This window comes from Plantactinospora sp. A48, from assembly GCF_055793945.1.
The window spans coordinates 128,467-148,165 of sequence record NZ_JBTIXF010000006.1 but is presented as its reverse complement, the minus strand read 5'-3'; the positions used below and the strand labels follow the sequence as shown (position 1 = coordinate 148,165).

11 protein-coding genes and 2 pseudogenes are annotated in these 19,699 nt (G+C 72.0%); 2 read left to right on the top strand and 11 right to left on the bottom strand.

The features are described 5' to 3' along the window. Nucleotides 1-71: 71 nt before the first annotated feature. The 8 genes and pseudogenes from ACXN5W_RS05695 to ACXN5W_RS05660 form a co-directional block, all read right to left on the bottom strand. Entirely contained in the window at nt 72-1,934 is a 1,863-nt protein-coding gene (locus ACXN5W_RS05695; RefSeq protein WP_473157077.1) for a LamG domain-containing protein, read from the bottom strand. A gap of 102 nt (nt 1,935-2,036) precedes the next feature. Further along, the gene (locus ACXN5W_RS05690; RefSeq protein WP_473157076.1) at nt 2,037-3,017 is read right to left on the bottom strand and encodes a DUF2332 domain-containing protein; all 981 of its coding nucleotides are present in this window, start codon (nt 3,015-3,017) and stop codon (nt 2,037-2,039) included. Nucleotides 3,018-3,176: 159 nt separating this feature from the next. Next, entirely contained in the window at nt 3,177-6,752 is a 3,576-nt protein-coding gene (locus ACXN5W_RS05685; protein WP_473157075.1) for a S8 family serine peptidase, read from the bottom strand. Beyond that, nucleotides 6,740-7,300 (bottom strand): hypothetical protein, encoded by a 561-nt coding sequence (locus ACXN5W_RS05680; protein ID WP_473157074.1) that lies wholly within the window; start codon nt 7,298-7,300, stop codon nt 6,740-6,742. The genes ACXN5W_RS05685 and ACXN5W_RS05680 overlap by 13 nt, the downstream gene beginning before the upstream one ends. Before the next feature lie 381 nt (nt 7,301-7,681). Next, nucleotides 7,682-8,557 carry a barstar family protein gene (locus ACXN5W_RS05675; protein ID WP_473157073.1) on the bottom strand — a complete coding sequence of 292 codons (876 nt, stop codon included), beginning with the start codon at nt 8,555-8,557 and terminating at the stop codon, nt 7,682-7,684. Nucleotides 8,558-8,671: 114 nt separating this feature from the next. After that, nucleotides 8,672-11,593 carry a vitamin B12-dependent ribonucleotide reductase gene (locus ACXN5W_RS05670; RefSeq protein ID WP_473157072.1) on the bottom strand — a complete coding sequence of 974 codons (2,922 nt, stop codon included), beginning with the start codon at nt 11,591-11,593 and terminating at the stop codon, nt 8,672-8,674. Between the two features lie 201 nt (nt 11,594-11,794). Further along, nucleotides 11,795-12,247, bottom strand: a pseudogene (nrdR, locus tag ACXN5W_RS05665) (transcriptional regulator NrdR); the annotation flags it as partial. Nucleotides 12,248-12,584: 337 nt separating this feature from the next. Further along, nucleotides 12,585-13,265 (bottom strand): LysM peptidoglycan-binding domain-containing protein, encoded by a 681-nt coding sequence (locus ACXN5W_RS05660; protein WP_473157071.1) that lies wholly within the window; start codon nt 13,263-13,265, stop codon nt 12,585-12,587. Between the two features lie 260 nt (nt 13,266-13,525). On the opposite strand from ACXN5W_RS05660, the gene lexA reads away from it, so the two are divergent. Continuing rightward, nucleotides 13,526-14,320, top strand: coding sequence for a transcriptional repressor LexA (lexA, locus tag ACXN5W_RS05655; RefSeq protein ID WP_473157070.1), 795 nt, complete (start codon nt 13,526-13,528; stop codon nt 14,318-14,320). Between the two features lie 74 nt (nt 14,321-14,394). Here lexA and ACXN5W_RS05650 read toward each other — a convergent pair whose 3' ends face one another. Beyond that, nucleotides 14,395-15,351, bottom strand: a complete 957-nt coding sequence (locus tag ACXN5W_RS05650) for a hypothetical protein (RefSeq protein ID WP_473157069.1) — start codon at nt 15,349-15,351, stop codon at nt 14,395-14,397. A gap of 194 nt (nt 15,352-15,545) precedes the next feature. After that, nucleotides 15,546-16,973 (bottom strand): annotated as a pseudogene (gene hflX, locus ACXN5W_RS05645) (GTPase HflX); the annotation flags it as partial. 182 nt (nt 16,974-17,155) lie between these two features. Here hflX and ACXN5W_RS05640 point away from each other — a divergent pair. Continuing rightward, a complete protein-coding gene (locus ACXN5W_RS05640) occupies nt 17,156-18,634 on the top strand; it encodes an NAD-dependent malic enzyme (RefSeq protein ID WP_473157068.1) in 1,479 nt (492 codons plus the stop codon). Nucleotides 18,635-18,651: 17 nt separating this feature from the next. On the opposite strand, the gene dapF is transcribed toward ACXN5W_RS05640, so the two are convergent. Then, entirely contained in the window at nt 18,652-19,632 is a 981-nt protein-coding gene (gene dapF, locus ACXN5W_RS05635; RefSeq protein WP_473157067.1) for a diaminopimelate epimerase, read from the bottom strand. Nucleotides 19,633-19,699: the final 67 nt, after the last annotated feature.

Genomic DNA, 19,699 nt, shown 5'->3' with positions numbered 1-19,699 from the left:
CGTCACAGTTTGCGAGGACGCATCGCCAGTAAGGGGACAAGACGCCGGGAGGGAACTACCGGAGGTCACCGTCAATCGGCGTAAAGCTGCCGCATCTCGCGCTCGGACAGGGCGCCGGCATAGACCTTGAGCTGATCGAGATCGCCCGTGAAGTGGCCGGTGTCGGGCGAGCCGGCACCGACGTACAGCGGAGAGGTGGACGCGGCCCCGACGGCTCCCGTACCGGTGGCCGACTGGCGCGCACCGTCGACGTACAGCCGGACCTCGTGGGTGGCGGTGTCGAAGACACCGGTCAGGTGAACCCAGGCGCCGGCTGTGGCCGGCGCGTCCGAGGTGGCCACCGCCGTGGTTCCGTCGGCGGCCGACACCGCGAACCGCCAGGTCCCGTCCGGGACCCGGGACAGCGTGACCGGGCCTGTACGCAGCACCACCTGTTCGGGCCCGGTGACGGAGGCCGGGCGCACCCAGGCGGTGACACTCACCGACTGGTCGGTGGGCACGATCGGCCCGGCGGTGGCGGCGTAGCCGGGAGTGGCCGGGGCGGTGCCGTAGCCGTCGGTGGGGTGGTTCAGCCAGAGCGCCTCGTTGTCGTCGTGCCCGGTGGGGGTGAACCCGGCGCTCTGTTCGGCCGAGTACGGGTCGATGCAGCCGGTCAGGTCCAACGTCTGCGCCCAGTAGGTGCCACTCAGCACCGAGCTGCAGCCCGAGTAGAGGCCGCCGTTGAAGTCCCAGGCTGCGGCTACGACGGGCGCCAAGATGCCGCTCGTTCCCGGTTGTCCGGTGTCCGGGTTGTCATCCGTCCCCAACAGGTCATCCAGGGTCAGCGCACGGTTCCAGAGCCGTACGTCGCCCAGCTGGCCGATCCAGGTCTGGCCGCGTCGGGAGGTACCGTCGGCCTCCGCGACCCGGGCGGCGCCGATGGTCACCGGTCCGGTGGCGGACCACCCGGCGGTGGTGCGGTTCTTGCTGCCGACCAGCACGCCATTGACGTACAGCCCGAGGGCCCCGGTGGCCGCGTCGTACGAGCCGGCGAGGTGGGTCCAGACGCCGATGTCGGCCGTGGTCAGGGTGGTGGCGGCGCTCGCCACCGTCCAGGTGGTGGCCGATCCGGTGTCCGCGGCCGGCAGCGAGAACGCCCACCTGGGTTGCCCGTTGACCAGCCGATAGCCGAGGTGGAAGGCGCTCCGACTGGCGCCGGACAGGCCCACGGCGGTTTCGTTCCGGGTCGGCAGGTCCGGCTCGGGGTCGCTCGGGTCGGCGTCGGTGAGCCGCACCCAGCTCGCGACGCTGTAGGAGCCGCCGGTGTCCACCGTGGGCACCGGGGCGGAGAGTTGGGTGGCGCCGGCGAACGAGGCGGTGGCCTCGCCGATCAGCCGGGTGTCGTAGGTCCACCCGAGCGTCCCGTCAGCCGTCAGGGAGTCGCCGCTGATCTGGTCGACCAGGTTGTGCCCGTCGACCGTGTCGAGCGGCCAGTGCGCGACAGGCGCCGACGGTGAGTCCACGATGAAGCTGTAGCTGGTGGTCCCGCTGCGCTGGTTGATCGCGTTGAGGCTGTAGACCTCCAGGCGGTTGAGGCCGTACCTCGGCGGGGTGAGCGTCACCGTGTACGACGAGCCGGCCGGCACGGTGACGGTCTTGAGCGGGGTGGGAGAGCCGACCCACCCGTAGACGTACTTCACCACCTCTGGCGAGCCGGCGGTGAAAGTGAAGTCGCCCGCCACGCCCGGTCCGCCGTGCGCGGTCCCGTCCGCCGGGTACGCCGTCGAGGACACCCCGGGCGGCGGTGGCGGAAGCGGCACGACCTGGCCGGCACGGGCCGGCGACCCGTCCACCGAAGCCGGTGCGGCGGATGCCGGTGCCGCGACCAGCGCCGCGGCCAGTCCGGCGGTGACGATCGCGAGCAGCCGCGAAGAACCACGTCGGTGCGATGACACGAGTCCGAGCCTCCCGAATCCCCGTGCGGCACTCCCCGTACGGAGGCCGTCACGTTCAGCGCAGGAGGAACATTAACGATCTTCCAGCTTCGCGGAAAGACCTTATTCGATCCGCGGACCGAACCAGGTCATCGCCTGACCGTGACCGCGGGTCCAGGCCAGCGGCCGCCCGTCCAGGGCGAGCACGTTGTGCAGCGCGGCGCCCGGCGGTTCCGGCAGCCCGTCGTGGCGCAGGACCTCGGGTGCCTCGATCGAGATCCATCGCGCCGGCAGTTCGCGTACCAGGTCGACGAAGGCGTCCCGGCGCGGCGCCGGCACCTGGTAGAGCACGCTGGTGTGGAAGATCACCAGCGTCGCGCCGGCCGGTGCCCGCGCGGCCAGCGCCGGCAGGTCGTCCACCAGGTCACCGCGGACCAGCAGCGGCGGCTCGGCCGCCGCCACGGCGGCCGCCGCCCGCAGCCGGGCCCGGCGGTGGGCGTGTTCGGGCCAGATAAGCGCTTCCAGCCACGCGACGTCCGTCGGGTCGGTCACGTCGAGCGGGTTCAGGTCGAGGCCGGCCCGCCACACGATCTCGGGTACGCGGTCCGGCGGCGCCGCCCCGGTCAGCGCGCAGTCGAGCACCGGCTCCCCGGCGCCGAGCGTGTGGTCGAGCACCGGTTCCGGGGAGTCGAGCGGGTGGTCGCCGTAGCGGTAGGCGTACCGGTCGGGATAGAGGCACAGCCCGGCGGAGGCGCCGACCTCCAGCAGCGCGAGCGGCTGGGGCAGCCTGGCGAGCACCGGCAGCAGCACGGCGCACCGGCCAGCCTCGTTGGTCTGGGTGGCCCGGTGCCGCAGCTCGGTCGCGATCGACGGCCAGTTCGTCACGACGTGGTCGTGGAAGGCCGCCGGGTCGTCGACCGGGCCGCCGAGCAGGCGTACGACGCCGAACAGCAGGTTGGGCTGCCGCTTGGCCGGCGGGAGGGTGTCTAGCAGGGTCAGCAGCTCACCGTCCCGGGACACCGCCGCCGACAATCGCTCGTACGTCGGCGACACCCCGCGCGCCTCCCGGGCGGCGAACTCGGCGTACCACTCGGCGGTCGTCACGCCCTCATGATCTCAGCCGGTGCCGTGGTGCTGTTTGTCGCCTCCTGCCGGATCACCTGCCGCTGGCCCGGCTGTCGCCTGACGGGACCGGGTCGAGGGTCTGCGCGACCCGGCTCTCGATCCTGCTCCGGACGGCTTCGGGGATCAGCCGTCCTTGCCTCAGCTCGCGGGTGGCTGGACGTGCATGGTGACCGGCACGTCCGCCACCGGGTACGGGCTGTCCGAGCGGAGACCGAGTCCGGCCGTGTACCTGCCCGGCTGGGCCACCCCGGCCGCCGCCGTGGCGGTCAGAGTGACCGTCACGGTCCGGGACGCCCGGGGTGCCAGAGTGAAGGAGACCGGGGTCGCCGACAGCCATGGCACATCGCCCTCATCGGGGCACCGGTCGAGGCCGGGCAGCCGTTCGACCTCCTGGCTACCGTCGCTGACCTCCGACCCACCGATCTTGTATCCCCCGCAGGCGCCGGCGCCACGCCACCGGCTGAACTTCGCGTTCGGCAGGACCTGCCAGGCGCTGGCCGCCGGGTCGTACGCGATGGTCCGGCTGGTCGTCAGCATCGAGTCGTCGGTCAGCCCACCGGCCAGCACGAGCAGCCCGTTGGCCGTCGAGTACTGCGAGCCCCACATGTCGATGGGCATGTCCGGCAGCCGTTCCCAGGCTTTTCCGATCGGGTTGTAGCGGTAGGTGTCCCGGTATGCGGACCCGTTGACCGCCCCGCCCGCGCAGTAGAGGCCGCCGGAGATACCGCCGCAGGACAGCCAGGCGACCGGGTGCGGGTAGGCCGGCCCGGTCCCGAAGGTACCGGTCGTCGGGTCGAACACCACCATCGAGGCCGAGTCGGCGCAGACGGCGTTGTTGTCGGCGTCGGCGTCGGCGCAGCCACCAACCAGGTAGACCTTGCCGTCCAGCACCGCGCCGCCGGCCGCCCCCTGTGGGGCCGGGTTGGTGGCGCCGGCCACCGTGCTCCACGACACGGCCGCCGGGTCGAAGACGTCCACGGTGGGCACGGCGGTGCCGTTCCCGCCCCAACCGCCGAGGACGTAGAGCCTGCCGTTCACGGCCGCGGCCACCGGCTTCGACCGGGCCGTCGGCAGGTCGGGCAGGGTGGTCCAGGCGTCCTTGGCGGGATCGTGGACGTACGCCTTCCGGGCCAGATCACTCCCGATCTCCCCGCCGTAGGCGCCTCCGCCGACCGAGTACACCTTGCCGGCCAGCGTGGCCGCGGCGTTGTCGGTCAGCCCGTCCGGCAGACTGGCGAGCCGCACCCACGTGTCGTCCGTCGAGTTGTGCGAGCGCGCGGAGCTGACCGGTTCTGCCGGCCCCGCGCCCTGTCGGTCGAGCGGACCGAAGCCGCCGGGCCGGTCCCGCAGTTGCACCTGGGTCGGCGCGCTGCCCGTGTTGGTGACGGTCAGCGTGACGTTCCGGGTGCTGCCGTAAGGCTGGTGTGTCCCGATGCTGGTCGGGGTCACCGTCAGCCGGCCGGCCCGCAGCGCGAAGTCGGCCCGCCTGGTGCCGTCGGCCGGCACGGTGACGGACCTGACCGCATCCTGGTGGAGCGGTCTGCTGGCGGTGAACGTGCGCGCGCCCACCCGGCCGGAGAACAGCCGGTAGAAGCCGTCCGGCAGGTTCGGATCGTCGGGCGTGGCCGCCGACACGCCCCGGTCGGTCCGCGCGTCCACGCTGGACACCGTCACGTCGTTGAGCGGGGTGCCGGTGTTCTGGTCGGTGGTGAAGCCGACCACCAGGCCACCGGGCGTGGGCGCGCAGGTGCGGTTGACGACCTGGACGTTGTCGACCTCCCAGTAATAGGCCCAGTGGCCGGTGTAGCGGAACCGCACCAGGACGCCGGCAGCCGAGGGCAGCGGCACCTCCTCCACACGCGGCCCACGCCGGCTGGCCAGCTGGTGCCAGACGTTGGTCCAGGTGGACCCGTTGTCGGTGGAGACGTCCACGTTGGCTGCGTCGCCGTCGCCGAGCGCGTGCCAGTCGCTGTTGAAACGCAGCAGCGGGCTGGTGGTGCCGGCCAGGTCGATCGGCGGGGTACGCAGGTCGGTGTCCTGGCTGTTCTGCCCGCCGAGAGCGTCACTGTCCACGATGGCGAAGCCGCCGCTGCCGCCGGTGCGATTGCCCCGGTCGCCCGGATCGTCGAACTGCCACCCGCCGCCCCCGGTCCGGTCCACCACGGACCAGCCGGCCGGCGTGCCCGTACCGTCGAAGGACTCCGACAGCAGCGGCTGGCCGAGGCTGCCCGAGTAACCGGCCGCCGTGCAGCTGAAGGAGTCGACCGGTACGGCGATGTGCACCGGCTTGTTGGCCGTCCCGACCGCCACCCCGGTGGTCACCGTCCGGTAGCCCGGATACCGGACCGTGGTACTGAGCGTGTACGTGGCGTTCCCCGGCACGGTGAACGAGAACCTGCCGTCGACCGGGTTGGTGAAGACCGGGCCGCCGGGCCGGCCGGAGACGTCGATCTTCGCGTACAGCGGCCAGCCGTGCCCGGAGCCGTCGGTGACGCCGCCGGAGACGGTGACCAGCGGCAGGGCGGCCAGGGCGAAGTCGTGGTTGACCGCGCCGCCCGCCGGCACCGTGACGGTGGCTGTCCGAGTGGAGTAGCCGTACGCCGAGACGGTGAGGACGCGGTCGCCGGCCGGCACCGCCAGCGTGTACCGCCCGTCGGCGCCGGTGGTGCTGGCGAGCCCCTCGGCGCTGACCGTGGCGCCCGCGATCGGTGACCCGTCGGCGGCGTTGGTCACCGTGCCGGTGACCCGGCCGGCCAGGCCGCGCGGCGCGGCCTCGACCGCCCGGTACGCGTTGAGCCGGCCCTCGCCGTACACGTTGTTGTCGTCCGCCGTGCCACCGCAGGTGGTGTCGTTCGCGTCGGTGGCGGTCCGGTCCAACAGGCTCATGGTGGCCGCGACGTCCCCGCGCAGGCTCGGGGCGGCCGACCAGATCAGCGCGACGGTGCCGGAGACGTGTGGCGCGGCCATGGTGGTGCCGCTGGACGAGTCGTACTGGTTGCCCGGCACGCTGGACCGGATGTCGACGCCGGGCGCCGAGATGTTCGGCTTCAACCCGTTGTCCACCCGGGACGCGCCTCGGGCGGAGTTGAGCGCGATGACGTTGTCGCTTCCGTACGCGCCGGTCGAGTACGTCTCGGGATAGTCCCCGGGTGATTCCGCGCTGCCACACCCGGGGCCGGTGTCGCCATTGGCGAACATCGGGAAGATTCCAGCGGCCCGCCAGGCGTCGACCATCTGATGGAACCACGGGTCGTTCGATTCACCGCTCCAGGAGTTGTTCACGATGTCCGGGTGCAGGTCTGGCCGGGGATTCCGGCCGTCCAGGTCGGTCGGGGCGAGGATCCACTGCCCGGCCGCGATCAGGGAGGTGCCCGAGCAGTCGTAGCTCTCGCAGCCCTTGGCTGTGATCCACTTCGCGCCGGGCGCGACACCTATCTGGTTGCCGGCGCCGTCGTCGCCGACCATCGTGCCCATCGTGCGCGTGCCGCGTTTCGCGTTGTCGCAGGGCGCGGCACTCGGGCAGATCCCGGTCGGGTCGTACCAGTTGTAGTTGTGGTCGAAGGTCCCGTCGCCGTGGTTGCCGCGGTACCTGCCGACCAGGGCCGGGTGGTCGTACTGCACCCCGCTGTCGACGCTGGCCACCACGATGCCCTCACCGCGGTCCCCGAACTCGCTCCACACCCGGGGCGCCGCGATGTTGGTCAGGCCCCCCACTCGGCGGTGTCCGTTCCGGCGCGGACGCCGGCCCTGCCGGTCGACCCCGCCCTGCCAGGCTTGCCGCGGTTCGGCTCGACCAGTTGGTAAGTCCGGGCCGGCTCGATCCGTTCCACGTCGGAGCGCGCGGCGATCGCGTCGACCAGGGTCTTGTCACCGGTCACCCGCAGCGCGTCGGCGATCCAGAACGCCGTGTACGGCGCCCGCCGCGCGTCGAGCAGCGACCGCAGTCCGGCCTGGGTCCGTTGGGCGGTCGCGGTGAGCCGCCGGTACACCTCGGTGGCCCGGTCGTCCGGGTTCCGCAGCGTGGCCACGCCGCTGAGGCTGGCCCGTTCCCGGAGGTAGACGATGAAGCTCGTCCGGCCCTTGGTGGTCAGCTCGGTCAGCAGGTCCCTGCTCACGGCGGCCCGCCGACCGTCCGGAGCGGCACCCGCGACGCCCGGCACGACGGATTGGGCGGTCAGGCCGAGAAGCACGATCGCCAGCCCAGCCACCTGCCGTCGCAGCCACGCACTCCGGGATCGCCGTTCCGATGGTCGGACGGACATCGTTCCCTCCCCACCTGACGGTGCCGTGAGTCCGGGCTGACCGGCACCGCGTCCCGCAGATCACTGTTGCTGTCGCTGGCCCACGGGTCTGACCGAGAGCGCGTACCGCCGCGGAGGCTCCGGGTCGGACGGACAATCGACACCGGCGGCGTGCACCTCGGCCGACCGGGAGACCTCGCAACCTGACACGGTCACCAAGGATTCAGGAATCCGGAAGCACCTCCAGCGAAATAAACTTTTCGCGCACCTGCCGCGAAACGACGCCAGGGATTCGTGCCAGCCGACCGACACAGCCGACAGCCAACTGCCGGAGCTGGAGGCCAGGAAATTTCGACCCGACGGCGCCGAGCCGAAGCCCTGGCTCCCGGCCACGGCTTTTGATCACCGCAACTCGACCTCGATCTGATCTTCAGCGAGCCAGTGGAGGATCTGGTCGAACCCGGTGAGCGAGGCGAGGGCGCCAGGGCCGGCCGCTGCAGTCAGATGGGAGCGCGCCACCCCGGCGTCACGCCAGACCAGGCGGAACGGCCACTCGGCGCCCCACCCTCCCGTCACACAGTCGTGTAGCGCATCGCCGTTCCAGCCGAAATAGCCGCCGGGTCCGTTGACGGCCTCGCCGATGGCGCAGTAGAAGCCTTCGACGTCGGTTATGTCGCGGCCGTCGAGCTGGTAGGTGCTGCCAGCCGGCTTGTCCGGGGCATCGGCCCGATGGTGGGCCAAGGCCGCCGCGGACCAGAGATGCCGGAGTTCCCGACCGTAGCCTGCCCAGAGTCCTGGCTGGGCCGGGCGGCCAACGTGCCACAGCTCCCAAATCTGCCGCGCCGCGACCGGCATCGGCGTGGAAACCCTGCCGTCCAGGGCGACATCGACGAGGTCAGGGCCAATCGCCGAGGGACGGACTCCGGTCACCGACGCTCGGAGATGGGCGCCGGTCACCCGGGTGACCGCACCGTGCCGATCCACGCTGTAGATGGCAGCATCGATCGAGCGACGACGCATGGCGCCACCCGGATTGCCTGTGCCCTTGGCCAGTGCGTCCAAGGCCCGGCGCAGCGGCGGGTGGGGCATGCAGCCGAGGAGCATCGTCCCGTCGTCCGAGGACGGCGAATCGGTGAACAGGCCCTCGATGTCAGCACACGCCGCGATCGAACCGTCCGGCTCGCCCATGGTGTACTCGTCGACCAGCAGCCAGCGAAGCGGGACGCTCTTGTCCCAGCGCCACCGCCTGTCCAGCGGGCTCGTCTCGGCATCAGCCATCCGGGTCCCCCCGCAGCGTGAGCGAAGGGCGGCCCCGGATGACCCGGGACCGCCCTTCTTTTCGGCTATCTAGTGCTTCCCGCCAGGTCGCATCTGGTGCAACAGCTCACGGTCTCAGCTACAGCCGCTGGTCGAGCCGCAGCCCTCGCAGACGTAGCAGCTGCCGGCCGGGCGCATCTTCGTACCGCAGGTGAAGCAGAGCGGCGCGTCGGCGGCCTTGCCGATGACCGCCTCGAGCAGTTCGGTGGACGAACCGACCGACGGCGCCGGCTTGGCCGCCGCCACGTCGGCGTCGCCGGTGACCGCCCGCGCGTCCGCGCCGGTGACGGTTTCCGGCTCGCTGTGCGTCTCCACCGGGGCGGACGCGGCCATCGCGGTCAGGTCCACCCCGCTCTCGGCTTCGGCCTCGGCGCGAAGCTGGGCGGCCCGCTCCTTGGCGGTGAAGATGCCCAGCTCGGCGCGGGTCTCGTAGGGCAGGAAGTCCAGCGCCAGCCGGCGGAAGATGTAGTCCATCACCGAGGCGGCCATCCGGACGTCCGGGTCGTCGGTCATCCCGGCCGGCTCGAACCGCATGTTGGTGAACTTGCTGACGTACGTCTCCAGCGGCACCCCGTACTGGAGGCCGATCGAGATGGCCACCGAGAAGGCGTCCATCACCCCGGCCAGCGTCGAGCCCTGCTTCGACATCTTCAGGAAGACCTCGCCGAGGCCGTCGTCCGGGTACGACGACGCGGTGAGGTAGCCCTCGGCGCCGCCCACCGAGAACGACACCGTCTCGGACGGCCGCTTCTTGGGCAGCCGCTTGCGGACCGGGCGGTACTCGATGACCTTCTCGACCACCTTTTCCACCTCGGCGGACGCCGAACCGGCGGCCGATGCGGCGACGGTTGCAGCGGCGGTCTCCGTCGCCTTGTTGGGCTTCGCCACGGACAGCGGCTGGCCCACCTTGCAGTTGTCCCGGTAGATCGCCAACGCCTTGAGGCCGAGCTTCCAGCCCTCGAAGTAGATCCGTTCGACGTCCTCGACGGTGGCCGCCTCCGGCATGTTCACCGTCTTGGAGATGGCTCCCGAGATGAACGGCTGGACCGCGGCCATCATCCGGACGTGTCCCATCGGGGCGATCGACCGCTCGCCCATGGCGCAGTCGAAGACCGGGTAGTGCTCCGGCTTGAGCCCCGGGGCGTCCACCACGTGGCCGTGGTCGGCGATGTGCTCGACGATCGCCTCGACCTGCTCCTCCGGGTAGCCGAGGCTGCGCAGCGCCCGCGGTACCGTCTGGTTGACGATCTGCATCGAACCGCCGCCGACCAGCTTCTTGAACTTCACCAGCGCCAGGTCCGGCTCCACACCGGTGGTGTCGCAGTCCATCATCAAACCGATGGTGCCGGTAGGCGCGAGCACGCTGGCCTGCGAGTTGCGCCAGCCGTTCCTCTCGCCGATCTTGTTGCCCTGGGTCCACTGCCGGGTGGCCTCCCGGACGATCGTCGTGGCCACCGACCCCGCCGGCTTGATCTGGTCGTTCGCCGCGGCGTGCTTGCGCATCACCCGCTTGTGTGGTTCGGCGTTGCGGGCGTAACCGTCGTACGCGCCGACCACGCCGGCCAGCTCGGCGGACCGTCGGTACGCGGTGCCGGTCATCAACGAGGTGATCGCGGCTGCCACCGAACGTCCCTGCTCCGAGTCGTACGGCAGGCCGGAGGCCATCAGCAGGGCGCCCAGGTTGGCGTACCCGATGCCGAGCTGGCGGTACGCCCGGGTGGTCTCGCCGATCTTCTCGGTGGGGAAGTCGGCGAAGCAGATCGAGATGTCCATCGCGGTGATCACGAACTCGACCGACCGGACGAACTTCTCCACCTCGAAGCCGCCGTCGGCGCGCAGGAACTTCATCAGGTTCAGCGAGGCGAGGTTGCACGAGGAGTTGTCCAGGTGCAGGTACTCGGAGCAGGGGTTGGACGCGGTGATCCGGCCGGTCTCCGGGCAGGTGTGCCAGTCGTTGATCGTGTCGTCGTACTGCAGGCCCGGGTCGGCGCACTCCCAGGCGGCCTGGGAGATGGTCCGGAACAGCTTCTTGGCGTCGATGGTGTCGATCACCGCGCCGTCCAGCCGGCCCCGCAGGTCGAACGTCCCGCCGTCCTCGACGGACCGCATGAACTCGTCGGAGACCCGGACCGAGTTGTTGGCGTTCTGGTACTGGACGCTGACGATGTCCGATCCGCCGAGGTCCATGTCGAACCCGGCGTCCCGCAGCGCGCGGATCTTGTTCTCCTCGCGCGCCTTCGTGACCACGAACTCCTCGACGTCCGGGTGGTCGACGTCCAGGATCACCATCTTGGCCGCGCGCCGGGTGGCGCCGCCGGACTTGATGGTCCCGGCCGAGGCGTCGGCGCCGCGCATGAAGCTGACCGGGCCGGAGGCGGTGCCACCGCTGGAGAGCAACTCCCGCGAGGAGCGGATCCGGGACAGGTTGACCCCGGAGCCGGAGCCACCCTTGAAGATCAGCCCCTCCTCCTTGTACCAGTCGAGAATCGAGTCCATCGAGTCGTCGACCGACAGGATGAAGCAGGCTGAAACCTGTTGGGGTGAGCTGGTGCCGACGTTGAACCAGACCGGCGAGTTGAAGCTGAACACCTGGTGCAGCAGCATCCAGGTGAGTTCGTGCTCGAAGATCTCGGCGTCGCCCGAGGTGGCGAAGTAGCCGTGCTTCTCCCCCGCCGCCCGGTACGTCTTCACCACCCGGTCGATGAGCTGCCTGAGCGACCACTCCCGCTCGGGGGTGCCGACGGCACCCCGAAAGTACTTGGTGGTCACGATGTTGGCCGCGTTGACGCTCCAGGAATCGGGGAACTCCACCCCGCGCTGCTCGAAGTTGATCGAGCCGTCCCGCCAGTTGGTCATGACGACGTCCCGGCGTTCCCAGGTCACCTCGTCATACGGGTGGACGCCCTCGGTGGTCCACACCCGGCCCACGGTCAGCCCCGCCGCCGTTGCCCCCCGGGCCCGGCCCTTGCTGCTTGCTGTCACGCCTTCCCCCGACATCTCATCCGCCCCCTCACGCGCGCCGCCACCGCGACGCGTCCGGTTGTCCACTTACTTGAAGTTCGGCTGCCTCAGCTCGGCCCGGCCCGAGGTCCGGCCGGCAGGTGTCCGCGGCCCGTCGGTTCGCGCGCCATCGGTCCCCGCGCCGTCGGTCCGCGCGTCCGCGCCGGTCGCGGGGTCGCCGTCGGTCCGCGCGGTGAGCCGGTCCCGGGCCGCCGCCCGCAGCGTCTCGATCTCCTGCTCGAAGTCGGCCAACGAGTCGAACGACCGGTAGACGCTGGCGAACCGCAGGTAGGCGACCTCGTCCAGATCGCGCAGCGGCCCCAGGATCGCCAGGCCCACCTCGTGACTGGGCACCTCGGCCGCGCCCTTGGCGCGGACCGTCTCCTCAACCCGCTGGGCGAGCAGGGCGATCGCGTCCTCGTCCACCGGCCGGCCCTGGCACGCCTTGCGCACCCCGCCGATGATCTTCGTCCGGCTGAACGGCTCGGTGACCCCGCTGCGCTTCACGACGGCCAGCACGGCCTCCTCGACGGTGGTGAACCGCTTGCCGCACTCCGGGCAGGAGCGCCGCCGCCGGATCAGTTGGCCGTCGTCGGCCTCCCGGGAGTCCACCACCCGTGAGTCGGCGTGCCGGCAGTACGGGCACCGCATCGCCGTTCTCCCTTCGTGCCGGTCTCCGTCGGGTCGGTCGACCACCGTGCGATCGGGAATCGACGCAGTCCGCCACCCGGGCACGAAACAGCCTGCGGCGGACCTGGACAGGCCCGTCGCAGCGCGGAGCATACCGGGAAGCGGTGCGTAGTCGAACCCCAACCTATGGACGACTTACACCCTTGTCACTACTACATCTAGGGGTCGACCGTATGCCGACCAGGCTCCGTGGTCAAGTTCGACAGGCCCCCGTGGGCGCACCGTCACCCTGCCAACCGGAAGCGACGGCGGTGGGTTACCACCGGGCCCGCGAAGTGGCCGACCCCGGCGGGTCGGGTCAGCTCCGGACGGGCAGAATCAGCTGTTGGCCCACGTAGATCGTGTAGCCGTCCAACCCGTTGAGCCGGCGGATCTCCGCGATCGCGGCACCCGGATCGTGCCCGGGCAGCCGCTGCTCGGCGATCGACCACAGCGTGTCGCCGGGCCGGACCACCATGGCGGCCCGGGCACCACTCCCCGGGTCCGCCGCGCGGGAGGCCGGGGCGAGCAGGGACACCAGCCCGGTCAGCAGAAGCAGCAGTGTGACGACCACCACGATCCGGCCGCGTCGGGTCAGCCGGAGCGGTGGCTGGGACCCAGCCCCCGGCCGGCCCCGCCGGGCCAACCGCTGGGGCGTCGGACCGATCGGCGCGATGGAAACCGGAAGCCGGTCGCGATGATCCACGAATCCCCGGTCCGGGTCACCGGGATCACCCGCCCGTCGACGGGTCGGACCGGGAAAGCCGGCGGACCGACGGACCGGGCCGGGAACGCCGGTGGGTCGGCGGGTCGGGCCCGGGTCGACCGCGGATCGGCGCGGCGGGGCCAACCGGCCCACGGACTCGCGGGTCGACGACGGCTCGGCGCCATCCGGCGTGGTCCGCACCAGTCGCAGATGGGTCCCGCGCGTCCCGCCGGAGGGGGCCCGGCCAGCCTGCCGCGCGGTGCCGAACGCCCCCGACAACCCCGTCGCACCCACCGCGACCTCCAAGATCGAACGCCAGTTCGATAGTACGGACGTACGATGGTGTATCAGAACAGGCGTACGGATGTCGAGGAGAATCGCCGCGACACGCCGGGCGGAGGTCGTACAGATGTTTGAAACTGTCCGATCCCCCCGATACCGTCGTCACCAACCACCGGTGATCGCACCGGGTGGAACACCGCACCCGGGTGGAACCATGCCTATCCGGGCACTCGCACCAGCCGTTACACCACCGTCGACCAGGGAGGACGGACGTGTCGACCGACGAGGGCACCAACCGGCAGAAGCACCCGCAGAAGGGGATCGCCAGCGCCGGCGGGTCCGCGACCCGACGTCGGGCCACCTCGCGGTCCCGCACCGGCGAGCCGGGACTGCGCGCGGTCACCCCGGTCGTCAGCACGTTCCCGGATCCCGCGACCGTCGACCTGACGGCCCGGCAGCGGCGGATCCTCGAGTTCATCCGCAACTGGGTCGAGCGCTACGGATACCCGCCGAGCGTCCGGGAGATCGGCGAGGCGGTGGGCCTGGTCTCGCCGTCGAGCGTGGCGTACCAGCTCAAGGAACTGGAGCGCAAGGGCTTCCTGCGGCGCGACCCCAACCGGCCCCGCGCGGTCGACGTCCGACCGCCCAGTGACCATCTGGTGGACGACGAGGCGACCCGGGGCATGCGTCCCAAGCCGGCGTACGTTCCGATGCTGGGCCGGATCGCGGCCGGTGGCCCGATCCTCGCCGAGCAGGCGGTCGAGGACGTCTTCCCGCTGCCCCGCGAGCTGGTCGGCGAGGGCGAGGTCTTCATGCTCCAGGTCAAGGGCAACTCGATGATCGACGCGGCGATCTGTGACGGCGACTGGGTGGTGGTCCGGCAGCAGCCCACGGCCGACGCCGGCGAGATCGTGGCCGCCATGCTGGACGGCGAGGCGACCGTGAAGACCTACCGGCGGCGTGACGGGCATGTCTGGTTGATGCCGCAGAATCCGGCCTTCGACCCGATCCCCGGTGACGACGCGACGATCATGGGCCGGGTCGTCGCGGTGCTGCGCCGGATCTGAACGAGACCGGCCCAGATGATCGGCCCCGGGAATCGGGCGCGGTAACCGGGGCCGCTCAGCGGCGGCGGGTCGGCTCAGCGGTAGTCGTCGTATCCCTCGTCGCCGTACCCGCCGGCGGGCGGCTGGGGGTAGCCGCGGCGCGGTTGGTCGGGGCCGGGCCGCCGGCGGTCAGGACCCGGCTCCTCGGTTCCGTCGCGGTATCCGCCGCCACCGCCGTATCCGCCACCGGGGCCGCCATATCCCCCGCCGTACCCGCCACCGCCACCGGGACCACCGCCGCCGGGGCCACCGCCGCCGTAGCCGTTGGCGCCGCCGCCGTACGGAGTGCCACCGCGACCGCCGTACGGACTGCCGTTGGCGCCGTGCTGACCACCCGCACCGCCGTGCTGACCACCCGCGCCGCCGTACACGCCGCCGCCGGGTCGGGCGGCGGGGCCGCCGCCCGGCCGGGAACCGGGTGCTCCAGCGGGGCGGTCCGGCGGGATCGGCCGACCCATGGGGGGCCGCGCCGGGCCGGGGCCACCGGCCGGGGCCGGCCCGCCACCGGGACCACCGCCGTACACGCCACCGCCGGCCCGGCCGCCGCCACCGCCGTAGACCCCGCCCTGCGGGCGTCGCTGACCGGATTCGCCGCCGTAGGGACCGCCGCCGGGACCCGCAGCGGGTTGTTCCCAGCCCGGGTCCGCCACGGCAGGCGGCGCGGCCCAGCCGGTGCTCGGACCCTCGTCCTGCGTCGGGTTCCGCGCCGCTGACCCGGCGGCACGGCCCGCCTCGGCCGCCGCCCGACGGCGGGCGATCACGATCCCGACCACGCCCGCGCCGACGAACAGCAGCCCGACCACGCCGACCGCACCGATCAGGTAGGTGTAGTCGTCCAGGCTCAGCGCGGCGGTCCGGGCCCCGTGGTCGGCCGAACCGAGCACCGGACCACCTGGCCGCGCGCCCACGTCGGCGAAGGCCGGACCAGCGAGCAGGCATGACGTGCCCACGACACCGAGGGCAACCGCGATCGAGGAGAGGGCACGCCGCATCCGGTCAGTGTCGCATGCCCTCGTTACCGCCCCGGAAACGCCGGCGGCGTTCACGCAGGGCGGGCGCCAGCGGCGTCCCGCTCGGCATCGCCACCGACGGCGGAATCCCCACCCTCGACGGCGGCGTCGGCGTCCCTGGCGGGCCCGGCATCAGCGGACCGCCCGGGGCCCGCATCGGCGAGCCGGCCCGTTCCGCCCGGTCCGGTGCGGTACGGGACCAGTTCCGCGGCGAGCGCCTGGGTGACCCGTACGTGCAGCACCGTGCCGTCCCCGGTGTGTGCGGAGCTGAGCACCTCACCGTCCCGGTGTACCCGGGCGACCAGGTCTCCCCGGTCGTACGGCACGACGGCCCGGACCTCGACGGCCGGTCTGGGCAGCCGGGACTCGATGGTGGCGCGCAACCCGTCGATCCCACGACCGGCACGGGCCGACACGAACACGGCGTCCGGCCAGGTCCGCTTGAGCCGCAGCAGGGTCTCCTCGTCGGCGGCGTCGGTCTTGTTCACCACGAGCAGTTCGGGCAGCCGGTCGGCGCCGACCTCACTGAGCACCTCGCGTACCGCCCGGACCTGCTCCTCCGGATCCGGGTGGGCGCCGTCCACGACGTGGACCACCAGGTCCGCCTCGGCCACCTCCTCCAGCGTCGAGCGGAACGCCTCGACGATCTGGTGCGGCAGATGCCGGACGAAACCGACGGTGTCCGAGAGCGTGTACACCCGCCCGTCCGCGGTCCGAGCCCGTCGGGTGGTCGGATCCAGGGTGGCGAACAGCGCGTCCTCGACCAGGACGCCGGCACCGGTGAGCCGGTTGAGCAGGCTGGACTTGCCGGCGTTGGTGTAGCCGGCGATCGCCACCGCGGGGACCGCGTTGCGGGCCCGCCGGGCCCGCTTGGTGTGCCGGACCAGCCGCATGCCCTTGATCTCACGTCGCAGCCGGGCGATCCGGGTGCGGATCCGGCGCCGGTCGGTCTCCAGCTTGGTCTCACCCGGGCCGCGCAGGCCCACGCCGCCGCCGGCGCCGCCACCGCGACCACTACCGCCGGTCTGCCGGGACAGCGTCTCGCCCCAACCGCGCAGCCGGGGCAGCAGGTATTCGAGCTGGGCCAGCTCGACCTGCGCCTTGCCCTCCTTGCTCTTGGCGTGCTGGGCGAAGATGTCCAGGATCAGGGCCGTCCGGTCGACGACCTTGACCTTGGTGCGCTGCTCGAGGTTGCGCAGCTGGGACGGGGACAACTCGCCGTCGCAGATCACCGTGTCGGCGCCGGTGCTGCTCACCACCGCGCTCAGGTCGTCAACCTTGCCCCGACCGACGTAGGTGGCCGGGTCGGGCCGGTTGCGCCGCTGGATCAGCCCCTCCAGGACCTGCGATCCGGCGGTCTCGGCGAGCGCCGCCAACTCGGTGAGGGAGTTCTCGGCGTCCGTCACGGTGCCCTCGGTCCAGACACCTACCAGGACCACCCGTTCCAGGCGAAGTTGCCGGTATTCGACCTCGGTGACGTCGGTGAGTTCGGTGGACAGGCCCGCCACCCGGCGCAGCGCCTGGCGGTCCTCCAACTCCAACTCGCCAGTGGTGGCGTCGAGGTCTTCGTCCGCCAGCCGGACGAAGCTCTCCTGGTCTCGCAAACCGTGTCTCCCGTCGATAAGGGCTGTGACCGCTCAATCGTGACACGCGTATCGGCCGGACGCACCTGCTATACCCGGCGGGTTCCGGTCCCACCCCCACCGGCGGGCGCTCCGGCGCGGACCGGAAGAATGCCGAGGCGGCGGTCGCCGTCGACCGCCGGAATCGACGACGGAGGGATCTCGTGGCGATCAGCCGAATGCCGAGTGCCGGATTCTCGATCACTGTCCGGATCAGCGTTCCGGCCGACGCATCGGCCATCGGGCGGCTGACCACACAGGTGGGGATGGCCGGCGCCATCGTGACCGCCCTGGACGTGGTCGACTCCGACCCCACCTCGGTGCTGGTGGACCTGACCTGCGACACCGCCGACGCCAGCCACGCCGACCAGGTGGTGGCGGCGCTTCGCGAACTGGACGGGGTCGACGTACGGAAGGTCTCCGACCGGACGTTCCTGCTGCACCTGGGCGGCAAGATCGAGGTCACCCCGAAGGTCGCCCTGCGGAACCGGGACGAGTTGTCCCGGGCGTACACGCCGGGGGTGGCCCGGGTCTGCCTGGCGATCGCGGAGAACCCGGCGGATGCCCGACGACTCACCATCAAGCGCAACACGGTGGCCGTGGTCACCGACGGCTCCGCCGTGCTGGGCCTGGGCAACATCGGTCCGGCCGCCGCCCTGCCGGTGATGGAGGGCAAGGCCGCGCTGTTCAAGCGGTTCGGCGGGGTGGACGCCTGGCCGGTGGTGTTGGACACGCAGGACACCGAGGAGATCATCTCGATCGTCCGGGCCATCGCCCCGGCGTACGGGGGCATCAACCTGGAGGACATCGCCGCTCCCCGCTGCTTCGAGATCGAGGCGCGGCTGCGCGAGGCGCTGGACATCCCGGTGTTCCACGACGACCAGCACGGCACCGCGATCTGCGTACTGGCCGCGCTGACCAACGCGCTGCGGGTGGTGGACAAGCGGCTCGCGGACGTCCGGGTCGTGGTCTCCGGCGCCGGTGCCGCCGGCACCGCCATCATGAAACTGCTGCTCCGCGAGGGCGTCGGCGACATCATCGCGTACGACCGGCAGGGCGCGCTGCACCGTGGGCTGCCCGACCTGAACCCGGCCTGGCAGTGGCTCGCCGAGCACACCAACCGCGACGGGTACTCCGGTGGCCTGGCCGGGGCCGTGCGCGGCGCCGACGTGTTCATCGGGGTCAGCGCGCCGAACCTGCTCACCGGCGAGGACATCGCCACCATGGCCAAGGACGCCATCGTCTTCGCGCTGGCCAACCCCGACCCGGAGGTGGACCCGAGAGAGGCCCGCCAGCACGCGGCCGTGGTCGCGACCGGGCGGTCGGACCAACCGAACCAGATCAACAACGTGCTCGCCTTCCCGGGCGTGTTCCGCGGCATGCTGGACGCGCACGCCGAGGAGTTCACCGACGAGATGGCCCTCGCGGCGGCCCGGGCGATCGCCGACGTGGTGGGCGAGGACCGAATCAACCCGACCGTGATCGTGCCGAGCGTCTTCGACGCGCGGGTGGCGCCGGCCGTCGCGGCGGCGGTGCGGGCCGCCGCCCAGACGCCCGCTCCCCCGCCGGCGGCCGATCCCGGCCCGGCCGACCTGCCACACATCGCCGCCCGGGACACCGCCACCGAGCCACTGTCACACTGACGCCTGGTACGGCCGGGTCAGGTGGTGGCGAGCGTGGTGGGGTCGACGTCACCGGTGGCGACCAGCACGGCCGGACCGGACAGCCAGCACGAGGTAGCGTCGACGGTGACGGACACCCGGCCGCCGGGCACGTCCACCACCACGGTGCCGGTGTCCCGGCCGGCTTCCCGGAGCGCCACCGCGGCCACCGCGCAGGCACCGGTGCCGCAGGACAGCGTCTCCGCCGAGCCGCGCTCGTAGACCCGCATCCGCACGTGCCCGTCGGCCCGCCCGGACGCCGGGGCGGCGGTTTCCTCCGCGGTGGGACCGGCCGCTCCGGCGGAGTCGGTGGAGCCGACCCGCCCGGCGAGGCTGGCAGCGCCGACCAGCTCGGCGGTGCCGGCGGTGCCGACCGGCTCGGCAGTGCCGACCGGCTCGACGAACTCGACGTTGACGCCGGCCGGGAAGAGTGTGGTGTCGAACCCCGGGGCCCGGGTCAGATCCAGCCCGGTCAGCTCGACGCCCGCCGGCAGCGCGCAGACCAGGTGCGGGTTTCCGACATCGACGGCGACGCCGGGGAACGCCCGACCGTCGAGCGTCGCGGTGGACCCGTCGTACAACCGGGGACGCCGCATCTCGACGGAGATGGTGTCCCGGTCGACCCGCGCGCGCACCACGCCGGCCCGGGTCGCCACCGGCAGCGCCGCGCCGGCGGTACCGGCGGTGACCAGCCCGGTGGCCAGCAGGTACCGGACGAAGACCCGGGCACCGTTGCCGCACATCTCGGCAACCGAACCGTCGGCGTTCCAGTAGTCCATGAACCACTCGGCCTCGGCCGCCAGGGACACCGCCTCGGGATGCTTCGCCGAGCGCACCACCCGGAGCACCCCGTCGGCGCCCAGCCCGCGGCGGCGGTCGCAGAGGCCGGCGACCAGGCCAGGCGTCAGGGTGAGGGAACCGTCCGGATCCGGCAGGATCACGAAGTCGTTACCGGTGCCATGGCCCTTGGTGAACTCCACGCGCCCATTGTCGCGCAGCCGGTCGGCGCGGAGCGGGTGACCCGGACCGCAACCCCGACCAGCCGCC

Excerpts from the sequence above, each read along its gene's own strand:
- ACXN5W_RS05650 (WP_473157069.1), bottom strand. The coding sequence starts at position 15,351 with ATGCGGCGTGCCCTCTCCTCGATCGCGGTTGCCCTCGGTGTCGTGGGC.
- ACXN5W_RS05670 (WP_473157072.1), bottom strand. The coding sequence starts at position 11,593 with ATGTCGGGGGAAGGCGTGACAGCAAGCAGCAAGGGCCGGGCCCGGGGG.
- ACXN5W_RS05680 (WP_473157074.1), bottom strand. The coding sequence starts at position 7,300 with ATGTCCGTCCGACCATCGGAACGGCGATCCCGGAGTGCGTGGCTGCGA.
- ACXN5W_RS05675 (WP_473157073.1), bottom strand. The coding sequence starts at position 8,557 with ATGGCTGATGCCGAGACGAGCCCGCTGGACAGGCGGTGGCGCTGGGAC.